Below are 15,585 nucleotides of genomic sequence, written 5' to 3'. Positions count from 1 at the left end.
GTGACGGTTCATTGCGAGGTCCCCTCGCCTTCGCCTTCCGAGCGACCTTCATGGCGTCCTTCCGGACGCCCGTCCTGCTTCGTCCCCAGCAGCGTCTTGCCGATGAATCCACCGTCCGACGGCGGCGGCGCGATGATCACCTGCACCTTGTCGGAGAGCTTGTCGGCCATCGCCTTCTGGATCAGCAGCGGATGGCGGCTCAGCAGTGCGCCCTCGGCGGCCATCTGGTCGACGGCGACCTTGCCGATGCGCGTCTGGCGATAAGCCTCGGCGTCGGCCAGTTTCTCGCGCGCCTTGGCCTCGCCCTCGGCTTCGATGCCGCGCGCCTGCGCGTTGCCTTCGGCCATGCGGACCCGCGCGACGCGCTCGGCCTCGGCCTCCAGTTGGCGCTGCTCGACCTGGCGCTGCTTGAACGGCAGCACGTGCTTCATCGCCTCCTCCTGGCCCTTGGCGGCGATGATCTGCTCGCGCGCCGAGGCTTCGGCGGCGGTCTCGCGGCGAACCTTCTCGGCGGCCGCCTCCAGCTCGGTCTGCTTGACCTGCTTCTCCTTGAGCTCCAGCGTGTAGCGCATCTTCTCGCTGGCCAGCCCTTCCGACAGCAGGTTCTCCAGGCCGGCGCGGTACTCCTGCGGCAGGTCGACGTTGCCGATCTCCAGGCCGCGCAGCACGATGCCGTCCACCGCCAGCTTGCGGCGCAGCTCGGACTCCAGCGCGGCCTGGATGGGACCGCGCTGCGTCGAGAAGATCTCGCGCACCGTGTGCGTCGCGATCTGGCGGTAGACGATGCCCTGCAGCGCCGGCGCGATCACGTCGCCTTCGATGTCGTCGGGCAGCGAGGTCGCCAGCTGCGCCAGCCGCGTCGTGTCGACGGTCCAGCGCACCGTCAGGTCCAGGCCCAGCGACAGCCCTTCGAGCGACTGGAGCGGCGCCTCGCCGTCGGCGCGGGCGAAACGCTGCGGGTGATAGCTGCGATCACGCACCGGCAGGTCGCGGACGTCGTGCAGACCGGGCAGCTGGAGCATGGAGCCCGAGCGGGCCTCCGTCACGCCGCCGGTCAGCATGTTCGTGCGCAGGCTGACGGCGCCGCGCGGCACCTCGTGCACCGGCGGATGCATCACCAGCAGTGCCACCGCGCCGGCCACGGCGGTCAGGCCGGCCAGCCAGGGCAGGCAGCGGACCAGGCCGGCGCCGGCGCGCTTCAGCGGCAGGCCAAGGCCGCCGGCACCGGCACCAGCGCCGGCGCCTTCGCCGCCGAACTCGTCGCCGAGCTCGTCACCGCGGTGGCGGCGGGAGAAACCGGGCAGCCGAGCCTTGAGCCGCGCGGCGGCGTTGCGGATCGATTGCAGGCGGTCGTTCATGAGGTCCTCCGGGGTTCCCGTTGATTCGGGTGTTGGGATGACGCTCATGGTCCGCAGACGCCCCGGAAGCCTCAATGCGGGCGTCGGCGGGTCCCTTCACGGTCCGGAAGAAACCTTCACGGGCGGGTCGCGCCGCCGGGCGCGGCGATGTCGATAATCCGGCGCCATGGCCATCCCCAGGAACAAGGTCGCCGTCATCGAGGACGACCGCCCCACCAGCGAGCAGCTCACCGGCTGGATCCGCGCCGCGCGGCCCGAGCTGCAGGTGGATCAATGGTTCGACCGCGACGCCGCCGAGGCCGCGCTGGCGCGCGAGCGCTACGAGATGGTGGTGCTCGACATCGAGCTCGGCCGCGAGCGCAACGCCGGCATCGCGCTGATCAACGAGATCAACAAGCTGAACGCCGGCACGCCGGTGCTGGTCGTGTCGGCGATGCCGGCCGCCATCTACCGCGGGATCATGAAGGCGCTCGACGCCTGGGACTACCTCCAGAAGACCAGCTTCGACGAGGCCGAATTCATCGACACCTTCCTCGACATCCTGCGCGCCGCCCGCGCCCGCGAAGCCACCGAGCCGGTGCCGGTCGCGCCGGAGGCGCTGCAGCTGGACCCGCTGTGGCAGCGCAGCCCGCTGTGGAAGGGCCAGCGCATCAACCTGCCGCTGACGGCGCAGCGCATCCTCGCCACGCTGTACCAGCGCGCGCCGCAGGTGGTGTCGTACGAGGAGCTCTACGACGTCGTCAAAAGCGGCCGCACGCGCGACAACGTGCGCAAGCACGTATCGACGCTGCGCGAGGCGCTGAAGGAAGTCGATCCGTCGTTCGACGCGATCGAGAACGTGCCGATGCGGGGGGTTCCGGTGGTCGGGCCCGCGATGACGGTCGGCATGGACGTCGCATGAAGCTCGGACCGGTCGAACTGCCCGCGCTGGCCGTGCCGCGACTGGGCCTGGCGGCGTTCCGCCGCCGCGCGGTCGTTCACCTGGCCTTCCTGCTGCTGGCGCTGGCGACGGTCGGCCTGGTGCTGACCGTGCTGATCGATCAGAAGCAGCGCGCCTACCAGCGGTATGCGCAGGGCTTCCGGCAGTCGCTGGCCGAGATCGTGCTCCAGCTGCGCCATCCGAGCGGCCAGCTGGCGCTGCTGAATCCGACGATGGGCGTGGGCGACCGCGACGGCCAGGCGCCGGTGCTGCTGCCGTTCTCGGCGATCGACTTCGACGACCAGAACAAGGCGCAGCGCGCCGTCGAGATGGCCGGCTGCGGCCTGCGCTGGCCCGACGGCGCGAGCCTGTGCGCCGCCGTCGGCGCGAACGCCTACGCGGGCGGATTTCTCTACCTGGTCGGCAGCCTGGAGAGCGGCCCGCTCGCCGGCCGCGAGCACGGCGCGCTGGACCTGAGCGGCGTGCACCGCGCGCGCGTGACGCTGAAGCTGCGCGGCGGCACGCAGACCTGGATCGCGCCGTTCGAAGGCACCGCCGCGGCCGACGGCACGCAGCGCGGCCGGCTGACCGGCTTCCTGGGCGCGGGACCGCAGCTGCCCGGCAAGGCGCGCCCGGTGCGCGAGTTCCGCGGCTGGCTCTGGCGCGAGGGGCCTTGCGCCGAAGGCAGCAGCGGTCCGGACTGCGCCAGGCGCACCTTCTATTCGATCCGGCTCCCGGTGGAAGCGTTCCAGGACGCGCTCTTCGACGACGCGGGCCATCGCGCCCGGCCGGTGTGGCCGCCGGCGGACCTCGACCAGATGCGGGTGCGGGTGGAGCTGCTCGGGCCTTCCGAACCCATAGCGCCCACCGAGCTGCCTGCTGCGGCCTCTGAGTCGATGCACGCCAGCGTGATCGCCCCGCCGAGACAGGCTCCCACGCCGGCTCCGGCTCCGATCCTCTTCGACAGCGCCAAGCCGGGCGCGTCGCTCGCGCTGTCGCTGGACCGGATCGGCGCATCGCTGCAGCCGGGCGAGACGCTGCGCATCGAGCGACTGGGCAAGCAGGCGACGACGATCGCCGAGCGCCGCGGACCGGAGCTGTCGGAGCGCGCGCTGCCGTGGCTGATCCACGTGATGCGCCGCCTGCCGGTGCAGGGCGAGGTCCTGGGCGTTGGCGCCGACACCGACGCGACCGAGATCCGCTGGCTGACGGCGTCCGACGACGTGGCGACGCCGAGCGGCCGTTACCGGCTCGACCTGCGCGGCGACCTGCGCAGCCTCGACCGTCAGTTGGCGCTGGAGGCGCGCCCGCTGGCCTGGCTGGCGGCGGCGATGCTGGCGGCCGTCGCGCTCGCGTGGCTGATGGTGGAGCTGGGGCTGATCCGCGGCATCGCGGTGCTGACGAAGCGCGCGGCCGCCGTCTCCTACAACATGCAGGACGCGCGGGCGGACCAGCGCATCGGCGAGCTCGACGTGGCCGACCTGCGCGGCCGCGACGAGCTGGGCATCCTGGCCGGCAGCCTGGCCGACGCGCTGACCCGCGTGAAGGACGGCCTGCGCCGCGAGCAGCTGCGCGCCGAACGCGAGCGCGAGATGTGGCATGCGGTCGGTCACGAGATCATGTCGCCGCTGCAGTCGCTGATGGTGCTGCACGGCGCGGGCGACGATCCCAGCCATCGCTACGTGCAGCGGATGCAGCAGGCCGTGAAGGTGCTCTACGGCAGCGCGCCGCCGAGCGAGGCGCTGGCATCCGCCGACCTGCACACGGAGGCGCTGGACCTGGCCGCCTTCTGCCGCGAGGTGGCCGCGAACGCGCATTACGCCGGCATCGACGGCGTGACCTTCGCCACCGAGCTGCCCGAGCCGCAGCCCGTGCACGCGGAGGCCTACGCGCTGGAGGACGCCGTCACCCACGTGCTGCGCAATGCCGACCGCTACCGGCCCGAAGGCACGCCCATTGCCATCACCCTGGAGGCGGGCGAGCCCGGCTTCGTCCTGCTGCGCATCCGCAACCAGGGGCCGCACATCGACGCGGCGATGCTCGACCAGATCTTCGAATACGGTGTCTCCGACACCGCCCCGCAGGTCAACGGGGAACGCCGCGGCCAGGGGCTCTTCGTCGCGAAGACCTACCTGGCGAAGATGGATGGCAGCATCCGGGCATTCAATGTGCCGGAAGGCGTGGTGTTCGAGATGAGCCTGCGCCGCGCCGCGGCCTGAGCCGCGCCGCCTCAATCGACAAGGAGGTCTTCATGCCGATGAATCCCCATTACGCGCTGACCGAGCCGATCCGCGACGCCGTCGACACGCTGTCGAAGGAACATCCGCTGCTGGTCGAGTTCGGTGCCTCGTGGTGCCCCATCTGCGAGGCGGCGCAGCCGCTGCTGGAGCAGGCTTTCGAAGGCCGGCACGCGATGGTCCAGCACATCAAGGTCGAGGACGGCAAGGGCCAGCCGCTGGGGCGCTCCTTCAAGGTCAAGCTGTGGCCGACGCTGATCTTCATGCGTGACGGGCAGGAGGTGGAGCGCCTGGTCAGGCCCACGAACGCCGCGGATATCCGGGCCGCGCTGGAGCGCATCGACGGCACGTGACGGACAATCGCGGCCATGACCCAAGCCCATGTGCTGCTCCCCAAGGACGGAGCTCCTGAACTGCTGTTCGTGCTGCTGCACGGCGCCGGCGCCGATGCCGAACAGATGCGCCCGCTCGCCGAGGCGCTGCACCGCCAGTACCCGCGCGCCGCGCTGGTGCTGCTCGACGGCTTCGAGCCCTTCGATGCGATCCCGGGCGGCGGCGCGGGCTTCCAGTGGTACTCCGAGGAGGGGGACGACACGCTCCGGGCGCTGCGGCTGAGCGCGGCGGTGCCGACGCTGGTCGCGCTGGTCCGCGGCTGGGCGGAGAAGCTCGATCTGGAGTGGGGGCGCGTCGCGCTGGCGGGGTTCTCGCAGGGCGCGATCCTGGCGCTCGAGGCGCTGCAACAGGAAGAGCAACTGGCCGGTCGCGTGCTCGCCTTCGGCGGTGCGTTTGCCTACTGGCCGCAGCATGCGCCGAAGGATGTCTCCATCCATCTGCTGCATGGCAAGGACGACGGCGAGCTGCCCTATCCCGCGCTGCTCAACGCCGCGCGCGAGCTGATGTCGCTCGGCGCGGACATCACGGCGGATGTGCTCCCGCATGTGGGCCATGAACTGCATCCGGCGCTCATCGAGCGCGCGATGGAGCAGCTGCGGACGTTCATTCCGGCGCGCCTCTGGCGCGAAGCCGTTCTCACGGCAGCCGAGCAGGACAAGAACGAACCGCGGCACTGACACGGCCGCAGGCCCTCACCCCTCCCTCTCCCGCAAGCGGGAGAGGGTGAAAGAGGAGTCAGCTTGGCGGACTCCCTCTCCCGCTTGCGGGAGAGGGCAGGGGTGAGGGCTGCGGTCGTCGCAGGACGACCAACGTCAATCGAGGGTGACTTCAGTTCTCACGGTGCCCGCGCGATCAGCCCAGGCGACGAGGCTCAGTCGCGTGCCCTTCGGCGCTCTCACCGTCCATTCGCCGTAGGCGCGATCCCCGGTGATATCCCGCTCCGGCAGGAACGCGAGCTGCGTCTGCTTCGGCGCGTGGCCTTCGAGCTGCGGGCCTTCCATGCGCGGCTTGCCGCTGACCAGCCCGACCTCGGGATCGACCGGCAGGAAGATCTCGAACATCACGCCGCGCGTCTGCTTGCGCGCCAGCGCCTGCTTGGTCACGTAGGCCGGCAGCCAGCCGCTGTTGCCCACGGCCATGCGCACGCGCCAGGTGTCCGGGCCCAGCGCGCGGACCTCCGTGCGCAGCAGCTCCAGCTTCGGCAGGCTGAGCGCGATCTGGTTCATCCACGCGGGGAAGCGCGCCGCCTCCCGCTCGCGCAGGTGCGGCGGCGGGTTGCGCCAGAAGTTCATCTTGTCCCAGCCGCCGATCTCCACCGGCCCCAGCTGCGGATGCATGAACGAGGTCCACTCGACATGCGCCTTGCCGCCGCAGTGCTCGTCGCTCCACTTCAGCAGCTTGAGGTCGTCCTCGACCGGATGGTCGCGGAACCAGTCGATCCACTTGTAGCCGGTGATGCCGGCCTCCTTGTTGGGCGACCACAGCTCCACCACCCAGAACAGCGCGCCCAGGTGTTCGTAGACCCAGTCCTGCGTGCCGGTGATGACTTCCTTGGGGTGGTACTTGAACTCGTGCCAGATGCTCACCGCCGGGTAGCCGGTGTGCTGCTCGCCGAGCTTGGAGAAACGCTGGAAGGCCCAGAGGTCCTCGGGCGCCATGTCGTCGTCGCCGCGCGTGCCGCAGGGACGCAGGATCACGCCGCTGTGCGTGTGGAAGCTGATCGCCGCGCCGATGTTGGGATGGCTCACCATGAAGTCCACCATCGCGCGCACTTCGGGCTCGCTGGTCGGGTAGGGACCGGCGCCGACCTGCTCGAACTCCTGCCGCCAGCCCGCGGGGAAGTTGCGGTTCAGGTCCAGGCCTTCGCTGTCGCGGTTGACCTTGATGCTGAAGCCGTCGTGGTTGATGACCAGGCCCTCGGGCATCAGGCGGTAGTACTCGCCGCCGAATTCGCCGGGCTGGCGCGCGACCATCAGGCGCGGATCGTCCGGGTGCTTCTTGTAGCCGCCGTGCGGATCGGCGATGCGCATCGTCAGGATGCGGCCGTCGCCGTCGATGTCTTCCACGCTGAGGCCTTCGACCGGTTCCTCGTCGAACGGATACGGCCGCGTCGACGAGCGGATGTGGCGCGGCCGGTCCGCCAGCGCGAGCTCGGCACCGTCCGGGTTCAGGCGCGGCACCATGTAGATCGTGCGCGTGTCCAGCAGGTGGGTGGCCTGCGGGTCGGTGCCGTACTTGCTCAACAGATCGTGCAGGTAGTAGAGGCAGGTCGTGCAGGCGGTGAGCTCGGCGGCGTGGATGTTGCCGTCCAGCCAGAAGGCGGGCTTCTCGACATCGCTGCCGGTCGCGGTGTTGGTCAGGATGACGACCCAGATCTCGCGGCCCTCGAAACTCTTGCCGATGGACCGCACCGACACCAGGTTGGGACAGGCCTCGGCGTAGCTGAACAGCAGCTGCGTCAGCGCGTCGTAGCGGGGGAATTCGTCGAAGCGCGGCGTCGGCAGCGATGGCGTCGACGCGGGCGCGGCGGCGGGCGGGAGAGCGGTCATGGGCGTCCCAGGGGCGGTGTCGGTGCGGCCGATTTTGCATGCCCAGGCCCCGGCGACCGAGAGGGCTCTCCACCTCGCGACAGCGCGTTTTCCCTGAGACGGGTTAAATTGCTGGACTTGCACGTGCGCGCCGCCGCTCAGACGGGCGCGCATCGCACGACATGAACGAACGACATGACCGGGACGTCCGCGAGGGCGCCGAGGCGAAGCTGGAGAGATGGCTGTGAATCACTGCGAGAAGATCCCGTTGGGGACGCAAGGGGCGACCGAGTGGGAAGTGGTGCACCTGCCGTCGACGCTGGGCGATTTCCAGGCGCGGGCCTTCCGCAGCCCCGCGACGGGATCGGAGCACCTGGTGCTGTCGGTCGGTCCGCTGCAGGCGCGCGGCGGCCTGCTGCGCGTGCACAGCGAGTGCCTGACGGGCGACGTCTTCCAGTCCCTGCGCTGCGACTGCGGTCCGCAGCTGCAGAGCGCGCTGGACCTGCTGAAGGACGAGGGCGGCATCGTCATCTACATGCGCGGTCATGAAGGGCGCGGCATCGGCCTGGTCGAGAAGCTGCGCGCCTACGCGCTGCAGGAAGCCGGCGTGGACACCATCGACGCCAACCTGCGCCTGGGCCACGCCGAGGACGAGCGCGACTACGCCGACGCCATCGACATCCTGTGCCTGCTGGGCGTGAAGAGCGTCCGGCTGATCACCAACAACCCGCAGAAGCGCGACGCGCTGGTGGCGGGCGGTGTCGAGGTCGAGGCGCTGGTGCCGCTGCGCATCGCGGCGAACCCGCACAACGAGCGCTACCTCGAGACCAAGCGCAAGCGGATGGGGCACTACCTGGAGTGATCCGGGAACGAGCCCGGAGTCATCCCGGACTGACGCCGGCGAGCCATCCATGAGCCTCCTGCACACCGCGCCGGCCGCTGGCTTCGACGAGCCCTTCGCGCTGATGGCCGCGTGCCACGAGCGGATGGCGCGGACCCTGACCCTGCTCGAACGCATCGGCGCGCATGTGGCGACGCACGGCTGCGACGAGCAGGCGCGGGACGCGGCGAAGGACGTGCTGCGCTACTTCACGATCGCTGCGCCGCTGCATCACGAGGACGAGGAGCTGCACGTCCTGCCTCGACTGCGCGAGTTGGGCAACGACGAGCTCGCCGATCGATTGCTGGCCGACCATCGGGAGATGGAAGCGCGCTGGGCCGAGATCGTGCCGGACCTCGAGGCGATCCGTGACGGATCGATGCCGACCGAGACGCTCGACGCGGCGCGCGAGCGCTGGCAGACCTTCGCCACGCTGTACCGGCGTCATATCGACGCCGAAGATCACGACGCGTATCCGTCGGCGAGTGCGGCAACACCTGGCACCGTGCTGCGTGTGATGGGCGAGGAAATGGCCGGGCGGCGACGCGCCTGAATCCGTCGCCCACTCATCGCCGCGATGGGGACTCCTCAAACAAGTGGGAGCTGCACGAAAGACGATGAGACTGAGTCATCGTCAATGAGTGCGCCGCGATTCACCATCTGCTGCTTTCCACTTCGATCGGGGAGCCGCGATGACGGTGACGGACGAGCAGTTTGGCGAGCGCATCCGCGTCGCCCGGGAACGATTCCATTTGACTCAGCAGGAGCTGGGGGAGTTCGTCGGCCTGTCGACGGCCGATATCGACGCCCTGGAGCGAGGTACCCAGGACTTCGGCACCGGGGCGCTGATGCGCATTGCCTACGCCTTGGGGCGCAATCTCCGAGAGTTCTTCGAGGACAGCTTTGCGGACAGCGGCGCCCTGTCCGCCCTGTTTCGCGCCGATGTCGAGATCCGGGATCGACACCGTCTGACGAGGGCGCTACAGGAAGGCATGGCCCATGCTCTGCAGTTCACTTCGCTGGAGGCCATGCTCGGCATCCGCCGGGAAGCGTTGCTGCCCACCGCCGCCGGCCTTGCGGATCCCGGCAACTTCGACGAGGCGGTTCAGCAAGGTGAGCACATCGCGGCAACGGAGCGCCTACGACTCCGATTGGGTGAGCAGTCCATCGATCGCATCCAGCACTTGCTGGAAATGCAGGGTGTCGGAAGCATGGCAGCGCCCTTGCCGGACAGCGTTTCTGGCGTGATGCTTTTTGAAGCCCGCATCGGGGCCTTCGTCCTCTTCAACTCGGCCCAGCCTCTCACCCGCCGCCGCTTCTCGATTGCTCATGAGTACGGCCATGTCCTGATGGATCGGCATCGACTCGGCTGTCTCAGCAGGATCGATGCTCGCGATGATCTGATTGAACGTCGGGCCGACGCCTTCGCTGCGGCATTCCTCATGCCAGCCGACGGCGTCCGACGCATCGCCGCCAGGCGGTCGCACGCCCGGCAGCCTGCGATGGCCGTCGATCGCGAGATCTTGCAGCCTTCGACCGTGGGCATGCTGCACGTGGCGGCTGTAGCGCAAGCGTTCGGCGTCAGCCGCCGATCGGCCCTCCGGCGCCTTCGCAATCTTCAGCTCGTCTCGATGGAGGAGTTCGAGGCGCTGAGGTCCGAGGAAGCGCGGGGCGTCGGCCAACCGTATTCGACGCTGCTCGGTCTGTTCAATCCACCAGAGGCAGACAGCCGAAGGGAGAGTCGCGGCCGTCTCCTGGGGCTGGCATGCGAGGCCTATCGACTGGAGAAGATATCGCGGGGAAAACTGAATGAGATCGGCCAGCTGGCCGGCTTCGAACGGGGTGCCATCACGCGGATGGTCGAAGCGCTTGGCATGGAGTGATCAACCGATGACATTTGCGACGAATCACCCGGCGCCCGAGGTCGTGGTCACGGACACCAACGTTCTGATCAACTTCCTTCATCTGGCGCAATTGCCACTGCTCGGAAGCATGTGCTCCTACCGATGCGCCGTTCCGAATCAAGTGGTCGACGAAATCACACGGGAGTCGCAAGCCCTGGCCCTGGCTGCATCCTTCGAATGCCGCCACATCGATCGCTGCGACACCGACGATTCCGCAACGAGGGATCTGTTCGCGGACCTCTGCACACGGATTGAGATCGGCGAAGCAGCTTGCATCGCGATTGCGTTCATGCGCGGGCACCTGGTGGCGACCGATGAGAAGAAGCACGCCAAGCGAATTGCCATCGAGATGCTTGGTGAGAGGCGTTTGCTTCGCACGGAGGATGTGATCTGGCGATGCGTCGAGGAAGGACTGATCACCATTCCCGAGGCAGACGCATTCAAGGCGCGCCTGGCGGAACTGCGCTACGTCATGGACTTCTCTTCGTTCGCCGACATGGAGCCAGCCTGACTCGGGGCTGCACCCCGGGGGAGCAATCCCTCGCGAATCCGTTTGTGACCAACTCGTAACGCCCCCGCCCCTTCGCAACCTTTCTCCCGCGCGCCGGCACCTACGCAGAACCCCTGCGTGAATTTCCGCCGCGCCCATGCTGCCTTTCTTCTCCGTCCCGATCCCCTGGGACGTCGTTCTCCGGCAGCTCCTGCTCGCGCCCTGCTTCGAAGAGATCCTCTTCCGGCTCGGCCTCCAGGAGCGGCTGTCGACCGCGCGCGCCGCCGCCGCGCGGCGTCATGCCGTCGCGCTCACCGCGATCGCTTTCGGCGCGACGCACGCCCTCGTGCTCGCCATCGTCACGCCCGGCTTGACGCCCACCAGCCCCGCGCTGCTGCTCGCGCTCGCCACCGCCCTGCCCGCCTGGTGGATCGGCCGCAGCTACCGACGACATCGCTCCCTGCCCCGCTGCATCGCCTGGCACGCAGGCTTCAACGCCTGCTGGCTGCTCGCCGCCCCCACGCTGCTGCCGCTGCTGGCTTCGGTACTCGCTTCGGCGCTCGCGTCCCCGCTCGACGCCCCGCTCGATGCCCCGAGCCACACCTCGATTTCATCGGCCTTCCCCACTTCCCTCTCCTCATCCTGACGAGGCTCCCGACATGACCCTTCCCTTGCGCACCGCCCTCCCCGGCGCAATCGTCGCGATCACGGCCGCGGTCCTCGCGGGTCCTGCCTTCGCCGCCGACCCGGTCGCCGGCCAGGCCCGCTTCTCGCAGGTCTGCGCCGCCTGCCACACGGTGGCCTCGACGGCCGTCGTCGACCGCGGCCGCAACAACCCCGCGATGATCCAGAACGCCATCAACACGATCCCGCAGATGAGCGGCGTGGGTGGCGCGGTCTCCGCCACCGACCTCGCCGACATCGCGGCCTACCTCGGCAACTCGCCCTCGTCGATCAGCTTCGCGCAGACCGCCGTCGGCCAGTCGAGCGCGGTCTCCACGATCACCATCAGCGCCAGCCGGCTCGCCGCGCTCGGCAGCCTGTCCGCGGTCGCCGGCGGCGACTTCGCCGTACAGGGCGGCTCCTGCGGCACCACCGTGCCCGCGGGCACCAGCTGCACCGTCGGCGTCGTCTTCCGCCCCACCGCCGCCGGCGCGCGCAGCGGCGCGCTGACGATCAGCCACAACGGCATCTCCACGCCCATCCCGATCACGCTGAGCGGCACCGCCAACGTCGCGCTCACGGCCGTGCTCTCCGCCGACGCCACCACGCTGGCCTTCGGCAACCAGCCGCTGGCCACCGCCTCCGCCGCGCGCACCGTCACGCTGAGCAACACCGGCACCGCGTCCCTGGACTTCAGCAGCATCGGCGTCACCGGCGCCAACGCCGGCGACTTCACCCGCGGCGGCAGCTGCGCCGTCGGCACACCGCTCGCCGTCGGCGCGACCTGCACCGTCACCGCCACCTTCACCCCCGCTGCGACCGGCGCGCGCGCCGCCACGCTGGCGGTCGCGGCGACCGCGCCCACGGCCAACAACGCCACCGCCAACGTCAACATCGCGATGAGCGGCACCGGCCAGGCGCAGCCCACGCCGATCTCCTCGCTGTCGACCACGCAACTCAGCTTCGGCGCGCTGACCGTCGGACGGACCAGCGCCGCGCAGACGGTCACCGTCTCCAACACCGGCAACGCCGCGCTGAGCTTCAGCGCCATCGCCGCCACCGGACCGTTCACGACGACGGACAACTGCAGCGGCGGCGTTCCCGCCGGCGGCAGCTGCGCCGTCAACGTCAGCTTCGCACCCGCCGGCGCCGGTGCCGCCACCGGCACGCTGACCCTCACCAGCAACGCGGCCGCCTCGCCGCAGTCGGTCGCGCTCAGCGGCAACGGCGTCCTCGCCAACACGCCGATCCTGGTCTGGACCGCCGCCACGGGCGCCGATTTCGGCTCCGTCACGATGGGTGCCGACGGCGGCCTCAAGCACTTCACGCTCAGCAACACCGGCGACGTCGCCGCCACCTTGGGCAGCTTCGCCTTCGCCGGCGATGCCGCCGCCGACTACCGCGTCGACACGAGTTCCACCTGCACCGCCGGTGCCACGCTGGCGGTCGGTGCCAACTGCGACCTCGCGATCGGCTTCAGCCCGCGCGGCGTCGGCGCACGCGCGGCCACGGCCGCGGTCGTCGCGGACAAACGCCTCGCTGCCCGCGCCGCTGACGCTCACCGGTGTCGGTGTTGCCCCGCCGCAGCCGGCGCTGCAGCTATCGGCGACCTCGCTCGACTTCGGTCCCGCCGACACGACGGGTCGCCCGCTGACGCTGAGCAACAGCGGCGCCGGCGTCCTGCACATCAGCGCGATCAGTGTCGACAGCGCCCGCTTCTCGATCGACATCACGGGCACCAACACCTGCGGAGCCGCGCCCTTCACCGTCCAGCCCGGCGCGAACTGCCAGATCACGCTGCGCTGGCTGGGTGCCGGCGCGGCCTCGGCACCGACCGGCACGGACACCGGCACGCTCACGCTGCAGGGCGACATGACGCCGGCCACGACGACGGTCGCGCTGCGCGGCACGCCGGGCAACACCGAGCCCTCGAACAGCGGTGGTGGTGGATGCACGATCGGCTCGGGCACCGGCGCTGCCGACCCGCTGCTGCTGCTGATGGCCGGCCTCTCCGCGCTGATCCTGTGGCGCCGCCGTGCGACGAGGACCTCGAGCACCGCGGCCAACGCGACCGACGCGAGCACCGCGACTGACGCGAAGGCAGCGAGTGATGCTGGGGCCGGAATGGTGCTGGGGGTTCCCGGAGGGATGCCCCCTGCACCGTGGAGAGCCCGCGCTTGGCGCCGAGCAGTCCAGGCGGTCTCCCGAAAGGCGTCCCCCCTGGCGCTGGCGGCGATCGCGCTGACGACGGTCTTCTCCTCGACCCCCACGGACGCGCAAGCAGCCGACATCGGCCAGCCTCTCCCGATCGCGAGCGTCCCGAGCGCCGACGGCGCGCCGGTTCCGCTGCACGACGGCAAGGCGAAGCTGACCTACGTCGATTTCTGGGCGTCGTGGTGCGGCCCCTGCCGCCAGTCCTTCCCGTGGATGAACCGCATGCAGGCGAAGTACGGCGCGCAGGGTCTGCGCATCGTCGCGGTGAATCTCGACGCGAGCCGCGCCGATGCCCAGGCCTTCCTCAAGGAGGTGCCCGCCAGCGTCTCGCTCGGCTTCGACCCCAAGGGTGACTCTGCCCGTCGCGTCGGGGTGCGGACGATGCCGAGCTCCGTGCTGCTGGGTCCGGATGGTCGCGTGCTGATGCAGCACAGCGGTTTCCGTGCCGAGGACGAGGCCGAGCTCGAGGCGCGCATCGTCGCCGCGCTGAAGGCGTCGTGAGTCGCTGCGCTCTTCTTCGACCCGACTTTTCTTTCGAGGAGTTCCCCATGTCCCCACGTCCAATGCCACGGCGCCTCGCGCGCGCCGCGATCCTCGCGTTGATCGCGCTTGCCGCCACCGGCTGCGCCCTGCAGCCGCCCCAGCCCTGGGAGAAGGGCGCGCTCGCCCGTCCCGAGATGACGATGGGCGGCGACGTCCTTGGCGACCGCTTCGCGCAGCACATCTACACGAGCAAGGAAAACGCATCCGGCGGCAACGGCGTGGGAGGGGGTGGCTGTGGCTGCAACTGAGCACGACCTTCGCGCCGGTACCGCGATGCCCGCCGATGCCGTCGACGCGGGCGCCGGCGGGCGCAACGCGTGGGGCGGCGTGCTCGCCGCCGCGCTGCTGCTCCCCGGGCTGCAGGCCCCCGCCCTGGCCGAGACCCCGCCCGAACAGGCCGAGATGTCCGTCAAGCTGCTGCACTACCGCGACCGCCAGCCGGGCTTCGACCGCATCAAGGTCACCGCTCCGTCGGTCTACCTGATGGTGCCGGTTGCCGGCCGCTGGTCCGTCGAGGGATCGCTGGTGAACGACAGCGTCTCCGGCGCCTCGCCGCGCTATCACAGCGCGGTCTCCGGCGCTTCGCGGCTCGACGAGACCCGCAAGGCCGGCGACATCCAGGTGACGCGCTACAACGACCGCGACGCCTGGTCCCTTGGCGCGGCGTATTCGACCGAACACGACTACCGCTCGCGCACCGTCTCCGCGGGCTATCGCCGTTCCAGCGAGGACAACAACACCACCTGGAACATCGGCGCCGCGTACAGCGACGACTGGATCGGTTCCTCCGACGATCCGACCCTCAGCCGCGGCCGCAACACCACGCAGCTGACCGCGGGCGTCACGCAGGCCTGGACGGCGGTGGACCTGGTGCAGGTCAGCCTCGGCGCGAGCTGGGGCCACGGCATGTACTCGGACCCGTACAAGTTCCCGGACCGCCGCCCAGACCGGCGCGAGCAGTACACGCTGATGACGCGCTGGAACCATCATTTCAGCGATTGGAAGGCCACGCTGCGCAGCAGCTGGCGCTATTACGCCGACAGCTTCGGCGTGCGCGCCAACACGCTGGAGACGGCCTGGGTGCAGCCCTTGTCCGGCGGCTGGACGGTCACGCCGACGCTGCGCTACACGACGCAGCGCGCCGCGAAGTTCTATTACGACCCCGTCTACGACACAGCGCTCGGCGCGCCGCTGCCGCCCGGCTACACCGCGACCTCGCCGCAATACCTGTCCCCGGACCAGCGCCTGTCCGCCTTCAGCGCGATCACCGTCGGGATGAAAGTCGCCTATGAGATCGCGCCGAGCTGGACCGCCGACCTGAGCCTCGAGCACTACGAACAGCGCGCCGCCTGGCGCCTGGGCGGCAGCGGCTCGCCGGGACTGGCGCGTTTCCAGGCCGACTGGCTGCAGGTCGGTCTCTCGCACAAGTTCTGACCGGCATCGACGCCCCGGAACG

The 15,585-nt window shown here is 70.0% G+C and carries 14 protein-coding genes and 2 pseudogenes; 14 read left to right on the top strand and 2 right to left on the bottom strand.

Going from position 1 to position 15,585, the window contains the following annotated elements; translation table 11 throughout:
• Positions 1 to 8: 8 nt before the first annotated feature.
• A complete protein-coding gene (locus ACFJIX_RS09280) occupies positions 9 to 1,358 on the bottom strand; it encodes an SPFH domain-containing protein (RefSeq protein WP_377159347.1) in 1,350 nt (449 codons plus the stop codon).
• A gap of 166 nt (positions 1,359 to 1,524) precedes the next feature.
• On the opposite strand from ACFJIX_RS09280, the gene ACFJIX_RS09275 reads away from it, so the two are divergent.
• The 4 genes from ACFJIX_RS09275 to ypfH are packed head-to-tail and all read left to right on the top strand — an operon-like array spanning position 1,525 to position 5,584.
• Entirely contained in the window at positions 1,525 to 2,259 is a 735-nt protein-coding gene (locus ACFJIX_RS09275; RefSeq protein WP_377159345.1) for a response regulator transcription factor, read from the top strand.
• Complete coding sequence (locus tag ACFJIX_RS09270; RefSeq protein ID WP_377159343.1) at positions 2,256 to 4,496, top strand: ATP-binding protein; 2,241 nt, start codon at positions 2,256 to 2,258, stop codon at positions 4,494 to 4,496. Before ACFJIX_RS09275 ends, ACFJIX_RS09270 begins: the two co-directional genes overlap by 4 nt.
• 32 nt (positions 4,497 to 4,528) lie before the next feature.
• Positions 4,529 to 4,867, top strand: coding sequence for a thioredoxin family protein (locus ACFJIX_RS09265; protein WP_377159341.1), 339 nt, complete (start codon positions 4,529 to 4,531; stop codon positions 4,865 to 4,867).
• Between the two features lie 15 nt (positions 4,868 to 4,882).
• Complete coding sequence (gene ypfH, locus ACFJIX_RS09260; protein ID WP_377159339.1) at positions 4,883 to 5,584, top strand: esterase; 702 nt, start codon at positions 4,883 to 4,885, stop codon at positions 5,582 to 5,584.
• Positions 5,585 to 5,719: 135 nt separating this feature from the next.
• Here ypfH and ACFJIX_RS09255 read toward each other — a convergent pair whose 3' ends face one another.
• Positions 5,720 to 7,456 carry a M14 family metallopeptidase gene (locus tag ACFJIX_RS09255; protein ID WP_377159337.1) on the bottom strand — a complete coding sequence of 579 codons (1,737 nt, stop codon included), beginning with the start codon at positions 7,454 to 7,456 and terminating at the stop codon, positions 5,720 to 5,722.
• Positions 7,457 to 7,673: 217 nt separating this feature from the next.
• Here ACFJIX_RS09255 and ribA point away from each other — a divergent pair, with 217 nt between their 5' ends.
• From ribA to ACFJIX_RS09205, 10 genes and pseudogenes are all read left to right on the top strand, one after another.
• Entirely contained in the window at positions 7,674 to 8,297 is a 624-nt protein-coding gene (gene ribA, locus ACFJIX_RS09250; protein ID WP_377159335.1) for a GTP cyclohydrolase II, read from the top strand.
• A 49-nt stretch (positions 8,298 to 8,346) separates the two neighbouring features.
• A complete protein-coding gene (locus ACFJIX_RS09245; RefSeq protein WP_377159333.1) occupies positions 8,347 to 8,868 on the top strand; it encodes a hemerythrin domain-containing protein in 522 nt (173 codons plus the stop codon).
• A 139-nt stretch (positions 8,869 to 9,007) separates the two neighbouring features.
• Positions 9,008 to 10,198, top strand: a complete 1,191-nt coding sequence (locus ACFJIX_RS09240) for a helix-turn-helix domain-containing protein (RefSeq protein WP_377159331.1) — start codon at positions 9,008 to 9,010, stop codon at positions 10,196 to 10,198.
• 7 nt (positions 10,199 to 10,205) lie between these two features.
• Entirely contained in the window at positions 10,206 to 10,730 is a 525-nt protein-coding gene (locus tag ACFJIX_RS09235; RefSeq protein WP_377159329.1) for a hypothetical protein, read from the top strand.
• A 136-nt stretch (positions 10,731 to 10,866) separates the two neighbouring features.
• Positions 10,867 to 11,355 (top strand): type II CAAX prenyl endopeptidase Rce1 family protein, encoded by a 489-nt coding sequence (locus tag ACFJIX_RS09230; protein WP_377159327.1) that lies wholly within the window; start codon positions 10,867 to 10,869, stop codon positions 11,353 to 11,355.
• A pseudogene (locus ACFJIX_RS09225) lies at positions 11,297 to 12,883 on the top strand (choice-of-anchor D domain-containing protein); the annotation flags it as partial. The gene ACFJIX_RS09230 and the pseudogene ACFJIX_RS09225, both read left to right, overlap by 59 nt.
• A gap of 361 nt (positions 12,884 to 13,244) precedes the next feature.
• Positions 13,245 to 13,364: pseudogene (locus ACFJIX_RS09220) on the top strand (hypothetical protein); the annotation flags it as partial.
• A 156-nt stretch (positions 13,365 to 13,520) separates the two neighbouring features.
• Positions 13,521 to 14,087 carry a TlpA family protein disulfide reductase gene (locus ACFJIX_RS09215; protein ID WP_377161694.1) on the top strand — a complete coding sequence of 189 codons (567 nt, stop codon included), beginning with the start codon at positions 13,521 to 13,523 and terminating at the stop codon, positions 14,085 to 14,087.
• Positions 14,088 to 14,134: 47 nt separating this feature from the next.
• Positions 14,135 to 14,377 carry a DUF4266 domain-containing protein gene (locus ACFJIX_RS09210; protein ID WP_377159325.1) on the top strand — a complete coding sequence of 81 codons (243 nt, stop codon included), beginning with the start codon at positions 14,135 to 14,137 and terminating at the stop codon, positions 14,375 to 14,377.
• Positions 14,378 to 14,402: 25 nt separating this feature from the next.
• Entirely contained in the window at positions 14,403 to 15,563 is a 1,161-nt protein-coding gene (locus tag ACFJIX_RS09205; protein ID WP_377159323.1) for a DUF3570 domain-containing protein, read from the top strand.
• The last annotated feature ends 22 nt before the right edge of the window (positions 15,564 to 15,585 follow it).

The sequence above is a fragment of the Roseateles sp. UC29_93 genome, from assembly GCF_042695725.1.
Classification (GTDB): Bacteria; Pseudomonadota; Gammaproteobacteria; order Burkholderiales; family Burkholderiaceae_C; genus Roseateles; species Roseateles noduli_A.
This window is presented reverse-complemented; position numbering and strand designations above follow the sequence as displayed.